Raw genomic sequence first — 17,584 nt, forward strand, 5'->3', positions numbered from 1 at the left:
CTCAGCTCTCAGGCGCCACCATCGGCAGAGGAATCGCGCCCGTCGCCGGCACCACTCCGCTCAAGCGCTCGGGCGACAGCAGCTTCGCGATCTCGGCTTCAGTCATGAGCCCGCGCTCGATGACGAGCTGACGGATGGGCACCTTGGTCGAGAGGGCCTCGTAGGCAAGCGAGGCCGACTGCTGATAGCCGATGTAAGGAGTCAGCGCGGTCACGACGCCGACGCTCGCCTCGACCATCTCTGACAGCCGATCGGTGTTCGCCGTGATGCCGTCGATGCAGTTGAGTCGCAGTGTGCGGCACGCGTTGGTCATCCAGGCGAGCGACTGCATGATGCTCGTCGCGATCACCGGCTCGAAAGCGTTCAACTGCAGCTGCCCGCCCTCGACGGCCGCCGTCACCGTGGCATCGGCACCGATGATCGAGAAGGCCACCTGGTTGACCACCTCGGGAATCACCGGGTTGACCTTGCCCGGCATGATCGAGCTTCCGGCTTGACGCGGGGGGAGGTTGATCTCGCCGAACCCCGCCTGCGGTCCGCTCGAGAGCAGCCGCAGATCGTTGCATATCTTCGAGAGTTTCACCGCAGCGCGCTTGAGGGTTCCTGACACGGTCATGAAGATGCCCGTGTCGCTCGTGGCCTCGATGAGGTCGGGCGACGTGACCATCGTGTAGCCCGAGATCTCGCTCAAGTGGTGTCGCACCGCTTCGGCATAGCGCGGATCAGCCGTGATGCCGGTGCCGATCGCCGTCGCGCCCATGTTGATCTCGTTGAGCCACGGAATGATCTCGCTCAAGCGCTCTTGATCTTCGCCGAGCGTGGTGGCGAAGCCCCGAAACTCTTGCCCGAGCGTCATCGGCACGGCATCTTGCATCTGCGTGCGCCCGACCTTCAGAATCTGGGCGAACTCTTGGCCCTTCGCCGCGAACGAGTCGATGAGCAGCCGGTGCTCGTCGAGAAGGCTCTTCAGACTGAACACCATCGCCAGCTTGATCGCCGTGGGGTACACGTCGTTCGTCGACTGGCTGCGGTTCACATGGTCGTTGGGGTGAAAGCTGTCGTAGTCGCCCTTCGGCTTGCCCATGAGTTCGAGGCAGCGGTTGGCGATGATCTCGTTGGCGCACATGTTCGTGCTCGTTCCCGCGCCGCCCTGCAGCACACCGAGCACGAACTGATCGTGCAGGTGGCCGTCGATGATCTCGCTGCACGCCTGGTCGATGAGGTCTGCCCGTTCGGCGCGCAGCACTCCGATCTCTTTGTTGGCCCGCGCCGCCGCCTGCTTCACCATCGCGAGCGCGATGATCAGGTTGGGGTGATTGGAGAGAGCGCGACGGGTGATCGGAAAGTTCACGAGCGCTCGGGCCGTGTGGATTCCCCAGTAGGCGTCTGCCGGAATCGGCATCTCGCCGAGACTGTCGCGCTCGGTGCGCATGGCGCGAGGCGAGTCGGGGTCTTCGTCGAGGCCCGGTCGGTAGATCGGAACCCCGTCATCACTCGTGGCGAAGCTCGGGCCAGGGCCGGTGGTGCGCACCATGCTGAAAATCCTCTTCCTCGAGGGTCGGTTGCAATGCGGTGGCGGCACCTAGCCTAGTGGCGCTCGCCCGCCCTCGTCGTCAGTCTGTCGGCAGGGGCAGGCGAAGCCGAGCGGTGATGAGCCTGTCTGCCACGGGCGTGTGCGAGATCACGACGATGGCGCGCTCGGCACCAGCCGCGGCGCCCAGCAGCTCGTCGAGCAACGATTCGGCCTGCGCGGGGTCGACGTTGGCGGTCGGCTCGTCGAGCACCAGCACCGGAGCCTCGGTGAGCAGGGCTCGCGCGAGCGAGATGCGCTGCGCCTCGCCACCGCTCACGAGGCGGCCGCGTTCACCGACCGGCGCGTCGAGCCCTCCGCGCGCTCGGCACCACTCCCCCAGCCCGACCCGGTCGAGCACCGCGAGAAGGTCGGCATCGGTGGCCGAATCGCGCGCGAAGAGCAGATTCTGTCGGATGCTCTCATCGAACAGATGCGGAGCCTGCTCGCACAGCACGACCCTGGTGCGAACCTCATCGGGGTGCAGCTCTCGCACGTTCACGCCGCCCAGCAGATACTCGCCCTCGTGATCGAGAAAGCGCACGAGCACGTGGGCGAGGCTGGTCTTGCCCGCCCCGCTCGATCCTTCGACGAGCAGCCGATCTCCGGCCGTCAGATCGAGGTCGATGCCGCTGAGGGCGTCGCGCGACTCGCCCGGCCACCGAGCCGACACCCCACGCAGCCTGACCGTCGCCTCGAGCCGTGAGGCGTCGACCCCGCGCTCGGGCGCTGAGGGAATCTCGGCCGGAACCTCGTCGGGAATGATCGTCGCGATGCGGTCGGCACTCGCGCGCACTCGCCACCATGCCGAGAGTGCCGTCGGCAGCGCCGCCACCAGCTCGAACACCGCGAGCGGAATGAGCACGAGCATGGCCAGCACCGGTCCGGTGATCGAGCCGTTCAGGTGCGAGGGTTCAGCGACGATGAGGGTCGCCAGCACCGTGACGCCGGCACCGAGCGTGAAGAGGGCGGCGACACCACCGGCGGCTGCCGACTGGCGCGTCTGCGCCCGGCGCAGAGCGGCGTCGAGCGCCATCACCCGATCTCGTCGTTCGGCATCGGCGCCGAACGCGCGCAAGGTCTGCCAGCGCGTCACATACTCGAGCACCGCGTCGGCGAGCTGGGCACGCAGCGGCGCGATGCGCGAGTCGGCACCGCGACTCAGCGCCGACATCACGACAGCGGCGACCGCGGTCGTCACGACGAGACCGATGAGCAGGGCGACACCCGCCGCAGGCGTCACCCACCAGACGCCGACCACGGCCAGACCTGCCACCGTGAGCGCCGTGACGATCGGCTGCAGCACCCTCAGCGGAAGATCTTGCAGGGCGTCGACATCGCGCACCAGGGCCGTGAGCAGGTCACCGTGACGCACGCCGCGCAACCCGTCTGGCGCGACCGGCAGCAGTCGTCGGAAGACGCTGACGCGCAGCGTGCCGAGTGCTCGGAACGCCGCGTCGTGAGCGGTCAGCCTCTCGAGGTAGCGGAACACCGCTCGGCCCAGGGCGAAGGCGCGCACGCCGACGATCGCGAACCCGAGAAACAGAATCGGCGGCTGCTCGGCGGCTCGAGCGATGAGCCACGAACTGGTCGCGAGCAGCGCGACCGTCGAGCCGCTCGCGAGCACTCCGAGCGCGAGCGCAGGCCACAGCGAGCGCATCGGCGGCAGCGAGGCGCGCAGAATGGGCCGACGAGCGGTGCGTGCCGGTGAGCTCATCGTGCGACCCCCTCGACGCCGGCGGAGCGCGGCTGCACCGCGCTGTCGACGGTGAGCACAGCATCCGCCGCCGCCATCACGGCACGCCGGTGCGTCACGACGACCACGAGTCGCCCCTGCCCCGCAAGCTGGTGCATCCCCTCGATGACACGCCCTTCGGTGACCGCGTCGAGAGCCGAAGTCGGTTCGTCGAGCAGCACCACTCTGCTGCCTCGCTCGACGGCGCGATAGTGCGCACGAGCCAGCGCGACCCGCTGCGCCTGGCCGCCCGAGAGCCCCTCGCCCGCCGCGCCCAAGACGGTGCCACGCGGCACGTCGTCGACGGCGGCCCACGCGAGCGAACGCTCGACGAGTGCAGCGTCGACCGTCGCAGCACCGAGCGCGACGACGTCGTCGAGCGTGCCCCCGGTGAGCTCGGGGCGCTGCCCCGCCCAGGCGATGCGGTGCATGCGATCTGCCGGGCTCAGTGGCACTGCGTCGAGCTCGACCACACCCTCGGCCTCGACGAAGCCCAGCACTGCGCCGAGCAGCGAGCTCTTGCCCGCGCCGCTCGGGCCCGTGATGGCGAGCACCGTGCCGGGCATCCATGCAGCAGTCAGGCGATCGATCACCACCCGATCGCCGCGTCGCACCGTGAGATCGCGCACGGCCAGCGCGGGCACGGCGCTCGTGGCTCGGGAACGCGTCGAGTGGTCAGTTGCTGCCGCTACCGCGGCGGGTGGCAGCAACGAGCGACCACTCGACGTCGACCGTGACGCCGGGGGCGCCGGTGGCGCGGACTCAAGCAGCGTGAGCACGTCATCGGCCGCCGCGATGCCCTCGCTCGCGGCGTGGAACTGCGCACCCACCTGCCGCAGCGGCAAGTAGGCCTCGGGCACGAGGATGAGCACGAAGAGACCGAGCGCCAGACCGATGTCGCCGTCGATGAGTCGCACGCCCACCGACACCGCCACGAGCGCGACCGACAAGCTTGCGGCGAGCTCAAGGGTGAAGCCCGACAGAAACGACAGCCGCAAGACCTTCATCGTGCTGCGGCGATAGTGCTCGGTGACGCTCGCGATGCGGTCGACCTGCCGATGCTGCCGACCGAACACCATGAGCGTCGACAGGCCCTGCACCACCTCGAGAAAGCCCTGCGCGAGCGTGCCGAGCAAGCGCCACTGGCGACGCTGCACCGCTTGCGTCGCCATGCCGATGAGCACCATGAAGACGGGGATGATCGGCAGCGTGAGAATCACGGTGATGCCCGTCACCAGGTCTGCCATGAGCAGCGCCGCGACGACGAGCGGAGTCGCGACGGCGGTGAGGATCAGCTGCGGAACATACTTGCCGATGTAGCCGTCCATGGCGTCGAGCCCCTGGCCGACCACCGTCGCCACGTGCGCGCTCGAACGGTCGCCGAGCGTCGTCGACCCGCCCTCGTCGACCGCCGCGATCACCCGAGCCCGCAACTGGCTCTTGACCGTGGCGGCTCCGCGCACGGCCAGGGCGTCGAGCGACGCCTGGGTGCTCGCCCGCAGTGCGATGGCGATGGCGGTGGCGATGATCGGTTCGCCGAGCTCGAGCACCGGCACGCCGTCGATGACGCCGACGACGGCCTGAGCCGCGAACCAGCAGAACGCGATGACGCTGAGTGTGTGCGCGACGGCGACGACCGCGCCGACCGCCAGCAGAGTGCGGGCGGCCGACGCGGTGCGCAGCAGTCGGGGGTCGAGGGGCTTCAGTGCGCAGCCACCGGAATCGATTCACGAGTGATGCGGCGCCTGAACACCCAGTACGTCCACGCCTGGTAGGCGAGCACGAGCGGCAGCATCACCACGGCCACCCACGTCATCACCTCGAGAGTGTATTGAGAGCTCGAGGCGTTGGCGATCGTGAGGCTGTACGCCGGGTCGGTCGTCGACGGCATGACGTTCGGAAACAGGGCAGCCAGAATGCTCAACACCGCGAACGTGATCGTGACGGCCATGAGACCGAACGCCCACTTCTCGCGCCCGACGCGGTTGGCCACCCACGACCCGATCAGCGCGACCGCCGCCGCCGCCGCGAGCGCGACGAGCACGGGCAGGTGCGCGATATCGAGGTGCTGCAGCACCGTCCAGACCAAGAACGACGCCGCCACCACGATCGTGATGAGCCCCGACCGCACCGCCAACGACTGCGCGCGTGCGCGCAGCTCGCCGTCGGTCTTCAGCGCGATGAACTGCACCCCGTGCGTGAAGAACAGCATCAGGGTGGTGAGTCCGCCCAGCAGACCGTAGGGGTTGAGCAGGTCGAAGAGCGTTCCGGTGTATGTGCCGCTCGCGTCGATCGCCACACCCTGGATGATGTTGGCGAAGGCGACGCCCCAAAGCAGCGCCGGCACGGCCGAGCCGATGATGATCATCCAGTCGAACCAGGCCTTCCACTGCGTCGACTTGCCGAGCCTGCGGTACTCGAACGAGACGCCTCGCGCGATGAGCGCCAGCAGAATCAGCAGCAGGGCCAGGTAGAAGCCGTCGAACAGGGTCGCGTACCAGTAGGGGAAGGCGGCGAACAGGGATGCTCCTGCAACGATCAGCCACGTCTCATTGAGATCCCACACCGGGCCGATGGTGTTGATCATGACGCGCTTGTCGGTGTCGTCCTTCGCGAGGAAGGGCATGGCCATTCCAACACCGAAGTCGAACCCGTCGAGCACGAAGTACCCGATGAAGAAGAATCCGACGATGCCGAACCAGAGGATGGCGAGATCCATGATGTGTGCTTCTTTCGATTCTCTAGTAGACGGTCGCGAGCTTGGCGGGGTCGACGGAAACGTCGCCGTCGCCGGTGTGGTCGGCGTCGTACTTCGCCCACTCGAGGGGGCCGTCGACCGCCGCGCGAATGATGAGCTTGAACTCGACCACCGCGAGGGCACCGTAGATGAGCGTGAAGGCGATGAGCGAGATCAGAACCTCCAGGCCCGAGACACCTGGTGATACTCCGTCTTCGGTCAGCATGAGCCCGAAGACGATCCACGGCTGCCGGCCCATCTCGGTGAAGATCCAGCCCACGAGGCTCGCGACGAGCGGCAGCGGAGCCGACCAGATCGCGACCTTCCACATCCAGCCCTGCGGAGTGCGCCCGCCACGGGTGACCCACAGGCCCACCGCCGAGATCAGGGCGGCGAGTGCGCCGAGGCCGATCATCCACCGGAAGCTCCAGTAGGTGATCCAGATGATGGGCGTGTAGTCGCCGGGGCCGAACTGCTGCACGTACTGCGCCTGCAGGTCGTTGATTCCTTCGACCGTGCCCATGAAGTCGTGCGTCGACAGGAACGACAGCAGGTACGGGATTCTGATCGAGAAGACCTCGGCTGAACCATCGGGGGTTCCGAGCGAGAAGATCGAGAATGAGGCTCCCGCCGTCGTCGTGTAGAGCGCTTCGGCCGCGGCCATCTTCATCGGCTGGGTCTGCGTCATGACGATGCTCAACTGGTCACCCGTGAGCGCGACGCCGACGAAGGCGACGATGTTGACGATGAGGCCGAAACGCAGCGCCGTGCGCATCTCATCGAGGTACTGGCCCTTCGACAAGTGGTACGCGGCGACCGCGACGACGACCACGGCCGAGAACATGACCGAGGCGAAGATGGTGTGCGGAAACTGTGCGAGGGCGACGGGGTTCGTGAGCACGGCACCGATGTCGGTGAGCTCAGCGCGACCGAGCTCTTCATTGATCTCGAAACCCACGGGGTTCTGCATGAAGGCGTTGGCGGCGAGGATGAAGTACGCCGACAGGGTCGTCGAGAGCGCCAGCAGCCAGATGACCGCGAGGTGCAGCCTGGCCGAGAGCTTGTCCCACCCGAAGATCCAGAGCCCGATCATGCTCGCTTCGAGAAAGAATGCGAGCAGGCCCTCCATGGCGAGCGGGGCGCCGAAGACGTCGCCGACGAAGCGCGAATAGTCGCTCCAGTTCATGCCGAACTGAAACTCCTGCACGATTCCGGTGACGACGCCCATGGCGAAGTTGATCAAGAAGATCTTGCCGAACAGTCGCGTCAGGTGCAGATACTTCAGATTCGCGGTGCGCACCCACGCCGTCTGGAACATGGCGACGAGAATCACCATGCCGATCGTGAGCGGAACGAAGAGGAAGTGGTAGAGAGTCGTCAGACCGAACTGCCACCGGGCCAACAAGAGCGGATCGAGCCATTCGACCACGAGGGGTCACCTGCCTTGCAGAGAGAGGGTGAGAGTGCGGCACTCCGCCGCAGTCTTGAGCCTAGAAACCACGGTGGATGCTCCACACGGGCCGAAGGTCCTGAATCGTCATCGCGGTCAGAGGCTCTGCAGAGAACTCGCGGCTAGGCTCGTGCTGTGAACGAGTGGCTCGACGCGATTCTCGACCTCGTGCAAGGCGTCGACCCCGTGCTGCGCACCGCCCTCGCCGGCATCTTCATCATGCTCGAGACGACCATTCTGCTGGGCCTGATCGTTCCCGGCGACACCGTCGTCCTGGTCGCCAGCACCGCGGTCGCCAGCCCCCTCGAGTACTGGTCGCTGTCGATCGTCGTCATCGTCGGAGCGCTCGCGGGAGCCTCACTCGGCTTCGCGATCGGTCGGTACTTCGGGCCGCGATTGCGGGCATCCCGACTCGGTGCCCGCATCGGAGAGAAGAACTGGCAGCGCGCCGAGAACTTTCTCGATCGCCGGGGCGGCATCGCCGTGTTCGTGTCGCGATTCTTGCCCGTGCTGCACTCGCTCACGCCGCTCGTCGTCGGCATGAGCACCCTGCGCTACAAGACCTTCATGCTCTGGCTGACGCCTGCCTGCATCATCTGGTCGTTCGCCTACGTCTCTGTCGGGTCTGCGGCTGCAGTGGGATACCGCAGCATCGCCGAGACCCTCGACTCGGCAGCCCTGATCTTCGTGGCTGCGATCGTCGGCTTCTGGCTGCTGGTCTTCGGGGTCAAGAAGCTGCTCGATCGCTATGTGGCGCGATTCGCCGACCGACCGGGCGACGGCGACGCCACGACGCGCGACGACTGACTGACGACAGCCGAAAGGGGCGAGAACCAGTGCGGTTCTCGCCCCTTCCGGCGAATGGATGCTCTGCTCGACTAGGAGATGAACCCGTTGTCGGCGAGCCACTGCGCGGCGATCGCCGAGGTCGACTGCTGCTCGACCGTGCTCTGCACGTTGAGCTCGACGAGACCCTCAGGAGTGAGGGCCGCACTGATGGCGTTGATGATCGCCACGGCCTCAGCCGGCAGGTCGGCCGACGCGAGCGGAACGACGTTCGAGGCCAAGAAGAGCCCCTCGGGGTCGGCGAGCGTCACAAGACCGTTCGACCCGATGCGAGGGTCGGCGCTGTAGACGTTGGCGACGTTCACGATGCCCTCGAGGAGCGACTCGACGGTGGTGTCGCCCGTTGCCTGGAAGCCCACGGTGACGCCGTAGACCTCGAGCAGGCCGCTCGGGCCGTACGGGCGCTCTTCGAGCTCGGGGAACCCGCCGAGAATGAGGCCGTCGACGCCGGCGAGATCGCCGATCGACTCGAGCCCGTTCGCCGCGGCGAAGTCGGCGGTGATGTTGTAGCTGTCTTGGTCGGTGGCCGACGACTGGTCGAGCACCTGCAGACCGGCCGGCACGGCTGCCTGCAGCTCGGCGTAGACCTCATCGGCCTGCGTGGCCGTCGTGTCTGGCACCCAGAACTGCAGCAGATTGCCGGTGTACTCCGGGAACAGGTCGACCTCTCCTGCCTCGATGGCGGGAATGTAGGCGTCTCGCTGACCGATGGCGAAGTTGCGGTCGACGTCGAAGCCTGCGTCTTCGAGCGCTTGAGCGTAGATCTCGGCGATGATCTCGTTCGAGTAATAGGCCTGCGAGCCGATGACGATCGTCTCGCCAGAGCCCTCGGCTTCAGGCTCGGGCGCCAGCGGGTCGCCCGATGCACACCCTGCCAGGGCCAATGATGCCCCGACCGCGGCCGCCGTCATGGCGAGCCGGCCCTTGTTCCTTGCTGTGAACATGCGTGTCTTCTCTTCTCTATGTGGTGGTGGCCGTGGTGACCACCGCCGCACGACGCCCGGTTGGCGCAGTGCGGGGTTCTGGGGCGCGTGCCGCGCGCACACCGCGCGGCACCGCGAACTTCTCGAGCAGCGCGAAGACCGCGTCGAGCACGAGAGCAATGACGATGATGAGGATGGCCGCCCCGAGCATGCGGTCGTAGTCGCGCAGCGCGATGCCCTGGATGATGGGCAGACCGAGGCTGCCGAGCCCTAAGAACGCTGCGAGGCTTACGGTTGCCACCACTTGCAACGTGGCACTCCGGAGTCCGCCAAGCAGCAAGGGCAAGCCGAGCGGCACTTCGACTTTCCATAGAATCTGCCACTCGGTCATGCCCATTGCCCGAGCCGCATCAAGAGTGCGTCGATCAATGACCTCTAGCCCGGCATAGGCCCCGGCGAGAATCGGAGGGATCGCCAGCACGACGAGGACGAGCACGGTGGCCGGCCCGCTGTTGCGCGCCCCGAACATCATGACGAAGAGAAACACCAGGCCGAACGAGGGCAACGCGCGAGCAGCGCCCGCGATGCCGACAGCGAGCTCGCGGCCGCGCCCCGTGTGACCGATGAGCCACCCGACCGGTACGGCCACGAGCGCCGCGAAGACGACAGCGAGCAATGTGAACCACAAGTGTTGCCCCGTGAGCTCAATCAGGCCGTTCTGGCCGTGCCAGTTCTCAGCGTCGAAGAGCCAGGAGAAGGCGTCGCCGAAAATGTTCACGTCGTCACCTCACTCGGCACGAGGGCGCGACGGGGCGATTGCGAAAGTCGTGCCCATGGCATGAGCCACCGGCCCAGCAATACGAGGATCGCGTCGAACATCAACGCGATGAGCACGGTCATGACCACTCCCGCAAGCACTTGTTCGATGATCTGCCGTTGAAAGCCGTTCGTGAAGAGGTATCCGAGGCTCTGCACGCCAACGACGATGCCGACCGTCAGCAGGCTCACGGTGCTGACCGCGACGACGCGCAAGCCTGCGAGCAGCACCGGCCCCGCGAGGGGCAGGTCGACGGTCATGAACCGCCCCCAGCCTGAGTAGCCCATTGCGGTTGCCGCTTGCGTGACGCCCCCGTCGACACTCGCGAGCGCCTCGGCGACCGACCGGGTCATAATCGCGACCGCGTAGATCGTGAGCGCGATGAGCACGTTGGCTTCGCTGAGAATGCGCGTGCCCAGCAGCGGCGGCAAGATGACGAAGAGCGCGAGCGACGGAATCGTGTAGAGCAGGCCGACGAGCGTCAGCACGAGACCCCGGGTCAATCGGTAGCGATAGGCGACCCACCCCAGCGGCAGGGCGATGACGAACCCCAGCACGATCGGAATGATGCTCAGCCTGATGTGCTGCAACGTCAGCTGCAGAATCAGATCGAGATTGTTGAGCACCCAGGTCACGCCGGACCCGCCTCCACGAGGCGGCCGGCGGCGTTGCCGTCGGCATCGACGAGCACGCTGGCACCGTCGATCTCACGGATGCTCAGCGCTCGCTTGCCGCGATCAGCGCCGATGAAGCTCGCCACGAAGTCGTTGGCGGGGTTCGCGAGAATCTCGTGCGGCGAGCCCTTCTGGGCGATGCGAGCACCCTTCTCGAGAATGACGACCTGGTCGCCGAGCAGAAAGGCCTCGTCGATGTCGTGCGTCACGAACACGACCGTCTTGCCCAGTTCACGCTGCAGGCGCAGCAGCTCTTGCTGCAAGTCGGCGCGCACGATGGGGTCGACAGCACCGAACGGCTCGTCCATGAGCAAGATGTTCGGGTCGACGGCGAGCCCCCGGGCGACGCCGACGCGCTGCTGCTGACCGCCCGACAGCTGTGCGGGGTACCGCTCGGCCATCGCGCGGTCGAGCCCCACGGTGTCCATCAACTCGAGCGCTCGCTCGTGGGCCTCGCGCTTCGGCACGCCGTTTAACCTCGGAACCGTGGCGATGTTGTCGATGACACGGCGGTGAGGCAAGAGACCCGAGTTCTGCATGACGTAGCCGATGCGCCGACGCAGCTTCACCGGCTCGATCGTCGCGACATTCTCGTCGTCGATCAGCAGCTCGCCGCTCGTCGCATCGACCATGCGGTTGACCATGCGCAGCAGCGTGGTCTTGCCGCACCCGCTCGACCCGACCAGCACGGTCGTCTGGCGCGAGGGGATGACGAGGCTGAAGTCGTCGACCGCGATCGTGCCGTCGTCGAACCTCTTGGAGATGGAGCGAAACTCGATCACGATGCCCTCTTCTCGTCTGCCAGTGCTCACGGCGCACCCCGAAGGCAACGCACAGCGCACCCTCAGTCAAACAGCATTCGGAGCCGAGACAGCATCAGTTCGGGCCGATTAAGGGCAGTTCTCCAGTCACCCGCACGCGGGTGACGCGTCACGAGCCGCGCTACAGAACGTCGGCGAGCACCGCGCGCACCGCGCGCTCGGCCTCAGCGAGCAGCACGGGGTCTCCCTGAGGGTTTCGTGAGAACGCGCGCGCCGTGAGTGCATCGATGACCTCGACGGCCGTGCCGATCGCCCGACGCAGATCGGCGGAGTCGACCACCCCGTAGTGCGCGACGAGCGCATCGCTCACGGCCTCGGCGAACAGACTGTTGGCAGACGCCTCGGTCGTGGGCGGCAGCAGATCGAGCACATCGCCTGCCCGCAACGACCGATAGCCGGGCTCGGTGCGGAACAGATCGATGGTGACGGCGTTGATCGCCAGCACCGCATCGAGCGCCGAGTCGTGACGGCCAGAGGCCAGCTGCTCGTCGGCGCGACCCATGAGCCGCTCGACATTGCGGGCTGCGAGGCTCTGCAAGACCGCGATGCGGTCAGGGAAGTACCGGTAGACCGTTCCGATCGATGCGCCGGCACGTTCGGCGACCATGGCCGTCGTGAGTCGCTCATAGCCGATCTCATCGATCACCGCGGCTGCCGAGTTGAGAAGAGTGGCGAGGCGCGCGGTGCTGCGCGCCTGCACGGGCTCGTTGCGGATGGGCGCGGCAGCAGAGGCGAACGCTGCACTTGATTCGAGGGTGATCACGGTTCGTACCTTTCGACGTGCGCCACTGTACTCCTCGACCTGAGGATTAACGGGGAGAACGTTCGTTCTGCGATTCTGCAAGACTGGTCAGGTGACTGCCGAGACGACGACAGACGACTCGGCCCGACCGGCCCGATGGGCCAAGTGGGCGTCAGGCCTCGAAGACCGATTTCACCGCATGCGCGAGCGACTCGGGCGGCGCCGAGGTCTCGTGCCGGTCGTGATTCCCTACAGCGGATACGGTGGCGACGGCTGGATCCGAGTGCTCTGCCGCGTGCTGCTCGCGCGGCCGGTCGCCAGCACGAAGGCACGAGCGACGATTCGCGGGTGGCGCAGTTTTGTGAGCATCCCCGTCGCCGACTGCCCCGTGACCATTCGCGTCGGCGACGACGAGTTCACCGTCACGGCCGATCGCGGCGGAGTCGTCGACGTCGACATCGCTATTCCGCTCGAGCCCGGCGTGCGATCGATCCGCCTGCAGGCAGACGGATCTGCCGAGGTCACGGCGCGAATCTTCGTCGTCGAGCCCGACGCGCGCATCGGCATCGTCAGCGACATCGACGACACCGTCATGGTCACCGCCCTCCCCCGCCCCTTTCTCGCAGCCTGGAACACCTTCGTGCTCGATGAGCACGCGCGGCGCCCCGTGCCCGGCATGGCCGTGCTGCTCGAGAGGCTCGCTCGTGAGAACCCCGGCTCGCCCGTCGTCTACCTGTCAACGGGCGCATGGAACGTCGCCCCGACGCTCGACCGATTCATGAGCCGCAACCTGTACCCGCCCGGAACGATGCTGCTGACCGACTGGGGGCCGACGCACGACCGGCTGTTCCGCAGCGGTCGGGAGCACAAGCGCGACAGCCTCGAACGCCTCGCCCGAGAGTTTCCTGACATTCGCTGGGTGCTCATCGGCGACGACGGCCAGCACGACGAAGAGCTCTACCGAGCTTTCGCCGAATCGCACCCCGAGAACGTTGCCGCCGTGGCCATTCGACAGCTCTCGACGCCCGAAGCGGTGTTCGCCGGTGGGCGCAGTCGCGCCGATGAGAGCGAACTGTCGCGGGGTGACGCCGCACCATGGGTATGGGCCCCCGACGGGGCAGGGCTCGCTCACCAGCTGGCCCGGCTTGGGTTCATCACGATCGACGACGGCGGCTGAGCCTTCGCCCTCGAAGTGAGGTCGACCGCTCTCGAGCGTGAGAGTGTTCTCATTCGCGCGACTGCGGGGTGGCGCCCCGCACGATAATGGGGGCATGGCGCCCCTTGCGATGCCCCGCTGGTCGGTGCGGTCGCGCATCCTCGCGGTGATCCTCATTGTGACGAGCCTCGGCATGGCTGTCTCGGGCTTCGCGGCCTACGTGGTGCAGCGCGATCGCGTCCTGAGCGCGATCGATGCCGAACTGCTGGGCTCGGTCGAGGCCGCGCGCGCCATCGTCACCGGCGTCACAGTCGCTGCCGACGGCGACTCTACTGCGGTGGCCGACCTCGACACGACGACCTTCACCACGGTCGAGTCGGCGCTCAACGCGGTCATGTCTCGGCTCGTGCCCGGTCGCCACGAGAGCAGCGTGGCCATCATCGACGGCGTTGCACGATTCATTCCCGGCACCGAGATCGCCTTCCATCTCGAAGACGACCCAGACTTCATCGATCGTGTGTGGGCCGAAGCAGCGTCGGGCAGGGTCACGCTCGGCACCGCGATCACCAGCGTGGGCACGCTTCGCTACGTTTCGGTTCCGGTCACGATCGCGGGTGACGATCAGGCAGGCACTTTCGTTGCGGCGGTGGATGCCCAACGGGCGGTCGACGAAGTGGCAGGCGCCTTTCTCACTTACGCCGGTCTAGCCCTGCTCTCGCTCGCCGCGATCGCGGTCGCCGGATGGTTCGTCGCCGGACGGCTGCTCGCGCCGATTCGAATACTCTCTGAGACGGCATCTCGCATCACGGCAGAAGACCTCTCTGAGCGCATCCCCGTCAATGGAAACGATGACGTGTCAGCGCTCACCGAGACGGTCAACGACATGCTTGACCGCATCGACGAGGCCATCACCGGTCAGCGCCAACTGCTCGATGACGTGCGGCACGAGTTGAAGACACCCATCACGATTGTGCGCGGCCACCTCGAGCTTCTCGACGAAAACAGCCCTGCCGATGTGCGAGCGGTACGCGAAATCGCCATCGACGAGCTCGACCGCATGACCGGCCTGGTCGATGACATCGACGCTCTCGCGAGAGCTGAGCGCGCGATCGAACTCGTCGAGGCCACTGATGTCGCCGACCTGACTGCGATGGTCTTCAGCAAGATGCAGGCGATCTCTGACCACGATTGGCAACTCGAAGGCGCGGCCGAGGTGGTCGCCAGAGTGTCGCCAAACCGCATCACGCAAGCCTGGCTGCAATTGGCCGACAATGCCGCGAAGTACTCGCCGGCGGGATCGGCGATCAGGGTGGGAAGCACTCGCTACGACGCGAGCGTCGAATTCTGGGTGGCTGACGAAGGGCCCGGCATTCCGGACGGTGCAGAGCGCCGCATCTTCGAACGCTTTGGCCGTGCCGACACCGGTCGCGGCATCAGTGGTTCGGGGCTCGGGCTGCCGATCGTCGCCGCAATCGCCCGCGCCCACGGAGGATACGTCAGTCTTGACACTTCGGCCTCTGGTGCTCGCTTCGGCATCGTCGTGCCGACCGTCGACGGCGGTTCAGCGCCGCCGCCAGCTCAGGGTTTCGATGCAGACCTCGACGACGCGCCCACTACCGATTCGAGGAGCACACCGTGACCAGCATCTTGATCGTCGAGGATGAGACGCGAATCTCAACCTTCATCGAGAAGGGCCTCGCGGCTGCGGGCTACACGCCCACGGTCGTCACGGATGGGCGCGCCGCGCTCGACTACGTCGCCACGGGGTCATTCGATCTCGTGCTGCTCGATGTTGGGCTACCCGGAATCGACGGATTTGAGGTGCTCACTCGCCTGCGAGCGAACGGCGAGACAATGCCGATCATCATGCTCACCGCACGTACTGCAGTCGACGACACGGTGGCCGGTCTCGACGGCGGCGCCAACGACTACCTGCCGAAGCCGTTCAAGTTCGACGAGCTCGTGGCCCGCATCCGCCTGCGTCTGCGTGAATCGAGCCAACAGGCCGTCGCCGAGACCGTGCTTCGGCACGGTGACCTCGCTCTCGACCTGACGACGAGACGTGTGAGTGTCGGCACGGTCACGAATGATCTCTCCGCTCGAGAGTTCGCCCTCGCCGAGCAGTTCTTGCGCCACCCCGATCAGGTGCTGTCGCGCGAGCAGCTGCTGAGCAGGGTGTGGGGGTTCGACTTCGACCCCGGCTCGAACGTCGTGGATGTCTATGTGCGCTACTTGCGCGGCAAGATCGGAGCCGATCGCATCGAGACAGTGCGGGGGATGGGTTATCGACTGGTCTGAGCGCCGAGCGTCAGTCTGCCGAGTCGACGCTCGCAGGGCTCGGCGGGCTGACTGACGACGCGGGCTGCGGAGCTACCGGCTGAGCTGGCGGCGCGGGTGCGGGCACCACTGTGGGAGCTGATGCGGGCTCGGTCGGCTGCCCGGGCTCGACACTCGACTCTCCATCGAGAGTGACGTAGCGGCCCGAACCTTTCAGCTCGCCCGGCACTGTTGAGATGGGGGGAACCTCTGCGGTCGTCATCGAGTCGACCAAGGGCACAGCGTTCGCGATTCCGACGGCGCCGCTCGCGAGTGCACCGATGCCGAGTGCAGACGCAGCTGTGATCGCTATCCAGCGCGGTGCGGTCGCCATCGTCAGTTCCCCTCAGTTCGTCACCACCAGTGTGCGCGACCAGCATGAGAAGGATCGTGCTACGGAATGAGAAAACTCTCATGAGCTCACCACGACGAGCCAGTGAGGGGCCTCTCGTCTGCATGGACGACACGGTGGGCGCGCTCGAGAAGTTCGGCGGCTCCGGCAGACCCCGCCGCTGATCGCGAGAGTGCATGGCCCAGCAACTGAGTGGCGGCGATGGCGTGAGCGCGATCGGTGAACCCGGCTTCTGAGGCCGAGAACCAGCGTCGTCGCCAGCCGTCAGCGAGCACCGAGCATCGACGGGCCCGCACCGTGGCGCCACTGCCCCCGTCATGCACGACCGTGGCGATCAGATGGGCATACAGCGCCGCAGCGTCGTCAGCAGGGTCACCCCAGCCAGAGGTGTCGATGTCGAGAACGCCGGTGATGGCAGTCGGCTTGTCGGGGTCGACGAGCAGCTGCGCCAGGTGCAGGTCGCCGTGCACTGTCATCGACGGCGGTGGTGCGCCACCCGCACGATACCGGCGCGTGATGGTTCTGACAGTGCGTTCGATGAGCCCATCATGCTCGGGCAACTGCTCGATCAGGCGGTCTTCATACCAGTCGATTCGGCGCACGAGCGAGGCACGAGCAGCCGCCGTCGACGGCACGCTTGCGATTCCCGAGACAACTCGCTCGATCTCGTCGAGCAACGCGGCCGGATGCTGCACCCGGTCGAGCACCGAAATGACCTCAGCACCGTCGAGGGCTTCGAGCGCGACGAGCCCCTCTTCGCTCCAGCCGAGTACTGCGGGCACCGCGACCCTGTTCTCGCGCCAGAGGGTGTGCTTAGCCTGCAACGGCTCAGCTGCGGGCGGGCGAACGACCTTCAAGAAATATGCCGTGCCGGTGGTGTCGACTCGCACCACCGCGCGCTTGCCTGGCCGATACGCCGCGAGGCTGACGCGCAAGTCGTCGACGGGCAGTCCCAGTCTGGCAAGCACCACTCCCGCCGCTTCGGCGTACACCGCGGTTCGGAGGGCTGGGAGAGCGGGGTCTGCTGGGTAGACCCAGACATCGACCTTCTCTCCCGTCGAAGGATTACTGAGCGTCAAGACACCTGGTCGAGTCGCTTCAGGAGGCGAGGTCTCGACGAACACCGTGTGTTCGGCCGTCGAACCGGCATCGTCGATCATGCTCACCCGGTACCCGTGGGTGAAGCCGTTGCCCGTCGGCTCGACCTGAAGTGCATGAGCGTCGACCAGTCGGGACTCGAGCGACGTAGCAACCGCTTCGAGAACATCTCGATGCCGCAATCGCCCCCCCGGTGATGTCACCCTTCCATTCTGCCTGGTCGCGAGCACCCGGTTCGTTCACCGGCGGCGAGTCGCGACACCCCCTGTTGCGGGGCTCCCGGTTGAAGTCTTGACGGAGTATCATGAAATTCGAGCACCGGTCATCGAGGCCGTGCAGAGGCGCAC

The 17,584-nt window shown here is 66.5% G+C and carries 16 protein-coding genes; 4 read left to right on the top strand and 12 right to left on the bottom strand.

What is annotated here, in order from left to right; translation table 11 throughout:
• Position 1 precedes the first annotated feature (1 nt).
• The 5 genes from KIT89_RS05205 to KIT89_RS05225 form a co-directional block, all read right to left on the bottom strand.
• Positions 2 to 1,432: an aspartate ammonia-lyase gene (locus KIT89_RS05205; RefSeq protein ID WP_297603912.1), complete on the bottom strand. Its 1,431-nt coding sequence runs from the start codon at positions 1,430 to 1,432 to the stop codon at positions 2 to 4.
• Between the two features lie 181 nt (positions 1,433 to 1,613).
• Positions 1,614 to 3,287 carry a thiol reductant ABC exporter subunit CydC gene (gene cydC, locus KIT89_RS05210; protein ID WP_297603572.1) on the bottom strand — a complete coding sequence of 558 codons (1,674 nt, stop codon included), beginning with the start codon at positions 3,285 to 3,287 and terminating at the stop codon, positions 1,614 to 1,616.
• Positions 3,284 to 5,032: a thiol reductant ABC exporter subunit CydD gene (gene cydD / locus KIT89_RS05215; RefSeq protein WP_367275888.1), complete on the bottom strand. Its 1,749-nt coding sequence runs from the start codon at positions 5,030 to 5,032 to the stop codon at positions 3,284 to 3,286. The genes cydC and cydD overlap by 4 nt, the downstream gene beginning before the upstream one ends.
• Positions 5,008 to 6,024 carry a cytochrome d ubiquinol oxidase subunit II gene (gene cydB, locus KIT89_RS05220; protein ID WP_297603573.1) on the bottom strand — a complete coding sequence of 339 codons (1,017 nt, stop codon included), beginning with the start codon at positions 6,022 to 6,024 and terminating at the stop codon, positions 5,008 to 5,010. The genes cydD and cydB overlap by 25 nt, the downstream gene beginning before the upstream one ends.
• Before the next feature lie 22 nt (positions 6,025 to 6,046).
• Positions 6,047 to 7,471 (bottom strand): cytochrome ubiquinol oxidase subunit I, encoded by a 1,425-nt coding sequence (locus KIT89_RS05225; RefSeq protein WP_297603574.1) that lies wholly within the window; start codon positions 7,469 to 7,471, stop codon positions 6,047 to 6,049.
• Positions 7,472 to 7,627: 156 nt separating this feature from the next.
• Here KIT89_RS05225 and KIT89_RS05230 point away from each other — a divergent pair, with 156 nt between their 5' ends.
• A complete protein-coding gene (locus tag KIT89_RS05230) occupies positions 7,628 to 8,299 on the top strand; it encodes a DedA family protein (RefSeq protein WP_297603575.1) in 672 nt (223 codons plus the stop codon).
• Between the two features lie 71 nt (positions 8,300 to 8,370).
• Here the strand turns inward: KIT89_RS05230 and KIT89_RS05235 are convergent, their stop codons facing one another.
• The 5 genes from KIT89_RS05235 to KIT89_RS05255 form a co-directional block, all read right to left on the bottom strand.
• Positions 8,371 to 9,282, bottom strand: a complete 912-nt coding sequence (locus KIT89_RS05235; RefSeq protein WP_297603576.1) for an ABC transporter substrate-binding protein — start codon at positions 9,280 to 9,282, stop codon at positions 8,371 to 8,373.
• A 16-nt stretch (positions 9,283 to 9,298) separates the two neighbouring features.
• Complete coding sequence (locus tag KIT89_RS05240; RefSeq protein WP_297603577.1) at positions 9,299 to 10,039, bottom strand: ABC transporter permease; 741 nt, start codon at positions 10,037 to 10,039, stop codon at positions 9,299 to 9,301.
• Entirely contained in the window at positions 10,036 to 10,713 is a 678-nt protein-coding gene (locus KIT89_RS05245; protein WP_297603578.1) for an ABC transporter permease, read from the bottom strand. The genes KIT89_RS05240 and KIT89_RS05245 overlap by 4 nt, the downstream gene beginning before the upstream one ends.
• Positions 10,710 to 11,534: an ABC transporter ATP-binding protein gene (locus KIT89_RS05250; protein ID WP_297603914.1), complete on the bottom strand. Its 825-nt coding sequence runs from the start codon at positions 11,532 to 11,534 to the stop codon at positions 10,710 to 10,712. Before KIT89_RS05250 ends, KIT89_RS05245 begins: the two co-directional genes overlap by 4 nt.
• A 160-nt stretch (positions 11,535 to 11,694) precedes the next feature.
• The gene (locus tag KIT89_RS05255; protein ID WP_297603579.1) at positions 11,695 to 12,336 is read right to left on the bottom strand and encodes a TetR/AcrR family transcriptional regulator; all 642 of its coding nucleotides are present in this window, start codon (positions 12,334 to 12,336) and stop codon (positions 11,695 to 11,697) included.
• A 178-nt stretch (positions 12,337 to 12,514) separates the two neighbouring features.
• Between KIT89_RS05255 and KIT89_RS05260 the strand changes: the two genes are divergently transcribed.
• The 3 genes from KIT89_RS05260 to KIT89_RS05270 all read left to right on the top strand — a co-directional run bounded on the left by KIT89_RS05260 (position 12,515) and on the right by KIT89_RS05270 (position 15,769).
• Complete coding sequence (locus KIT89_RS05260; protein WP_297603915.1) at positions 12,515 to 13,492, top strand: App1 family protein; 978 nt, start codon at positions 12,515 to 12,517, stop codon at positions 13,490 to 13,492.
• Positions 13,493 to 13,586: 94 nt separating this feature from the next.
• The gene (locus tag KIT89_RS05265) at positions 13,587 to 15,110 is read left to right on the top strand and encodes a cell wall metabolism sensor histidine kinase WalK (protein ID WP_297603580.1); all 1,524 of its coding nucleotides are present in this window, start codon (positions 13,587 to 13,589) and stop codon (positions 15,108 to 15,110) included.
• Positions 15,107 to 15,769 (top strand): response regulator transcription factor, encoded by a 663-nt coding sequence (locus KIT89_RS05270; protein ID WP_297603581.1) that lies wholly within the window; start codon positions 15,107 to 15,109, stop codon positions 15,767 to 15,769. The genes KIT89_RS05265 and KIT89_RS05270 overlap by 4 nt, the downstream gene beginning before the upstream one ends.
• 10 nt (positions 15,770 to 15,779) lie before the next feature.
• Here the strand turns inward: KIT89_RS05270 and KIT89_RS05275 are convergent, their stop codons facing one another.
• Positions 15,780 to 16,121 carry a hypothetical protein gene (locus tag KIT89_RS05275; protein WP_297603582.1) on the bottom strand — a complete coding sequence of 114 codons (342 nt, stop codon included), beginning with the start codon at positions 16,119 to 16,121 and terminating at the stop codon, positions 15,780 to 15,782.
• Between the two features lie 86 nt (positions 16,122 to 16,207).
• Complete coding sequence (locus tag KIT89_RS05280) at positions 16,208 to 17,440, bottom strand: phosphotransferase (protein WP_297603583.1); 1,233 nt, start codon at positions 17,438 to 17,440, stop codon at positions 16,208 to 16,210.
• Between the last annotated feature and the right edge of the window lie 144 nt (positions 17,441 to 17,584).

Origin of the sequence: Microcella sp. (assembly GCF_025808395.1) — a bacterium.
GTDB lineage: Bacteria > Actinomycetota > Actinomycetes > Actinomycetales > Microbacteriaceae > Microcella.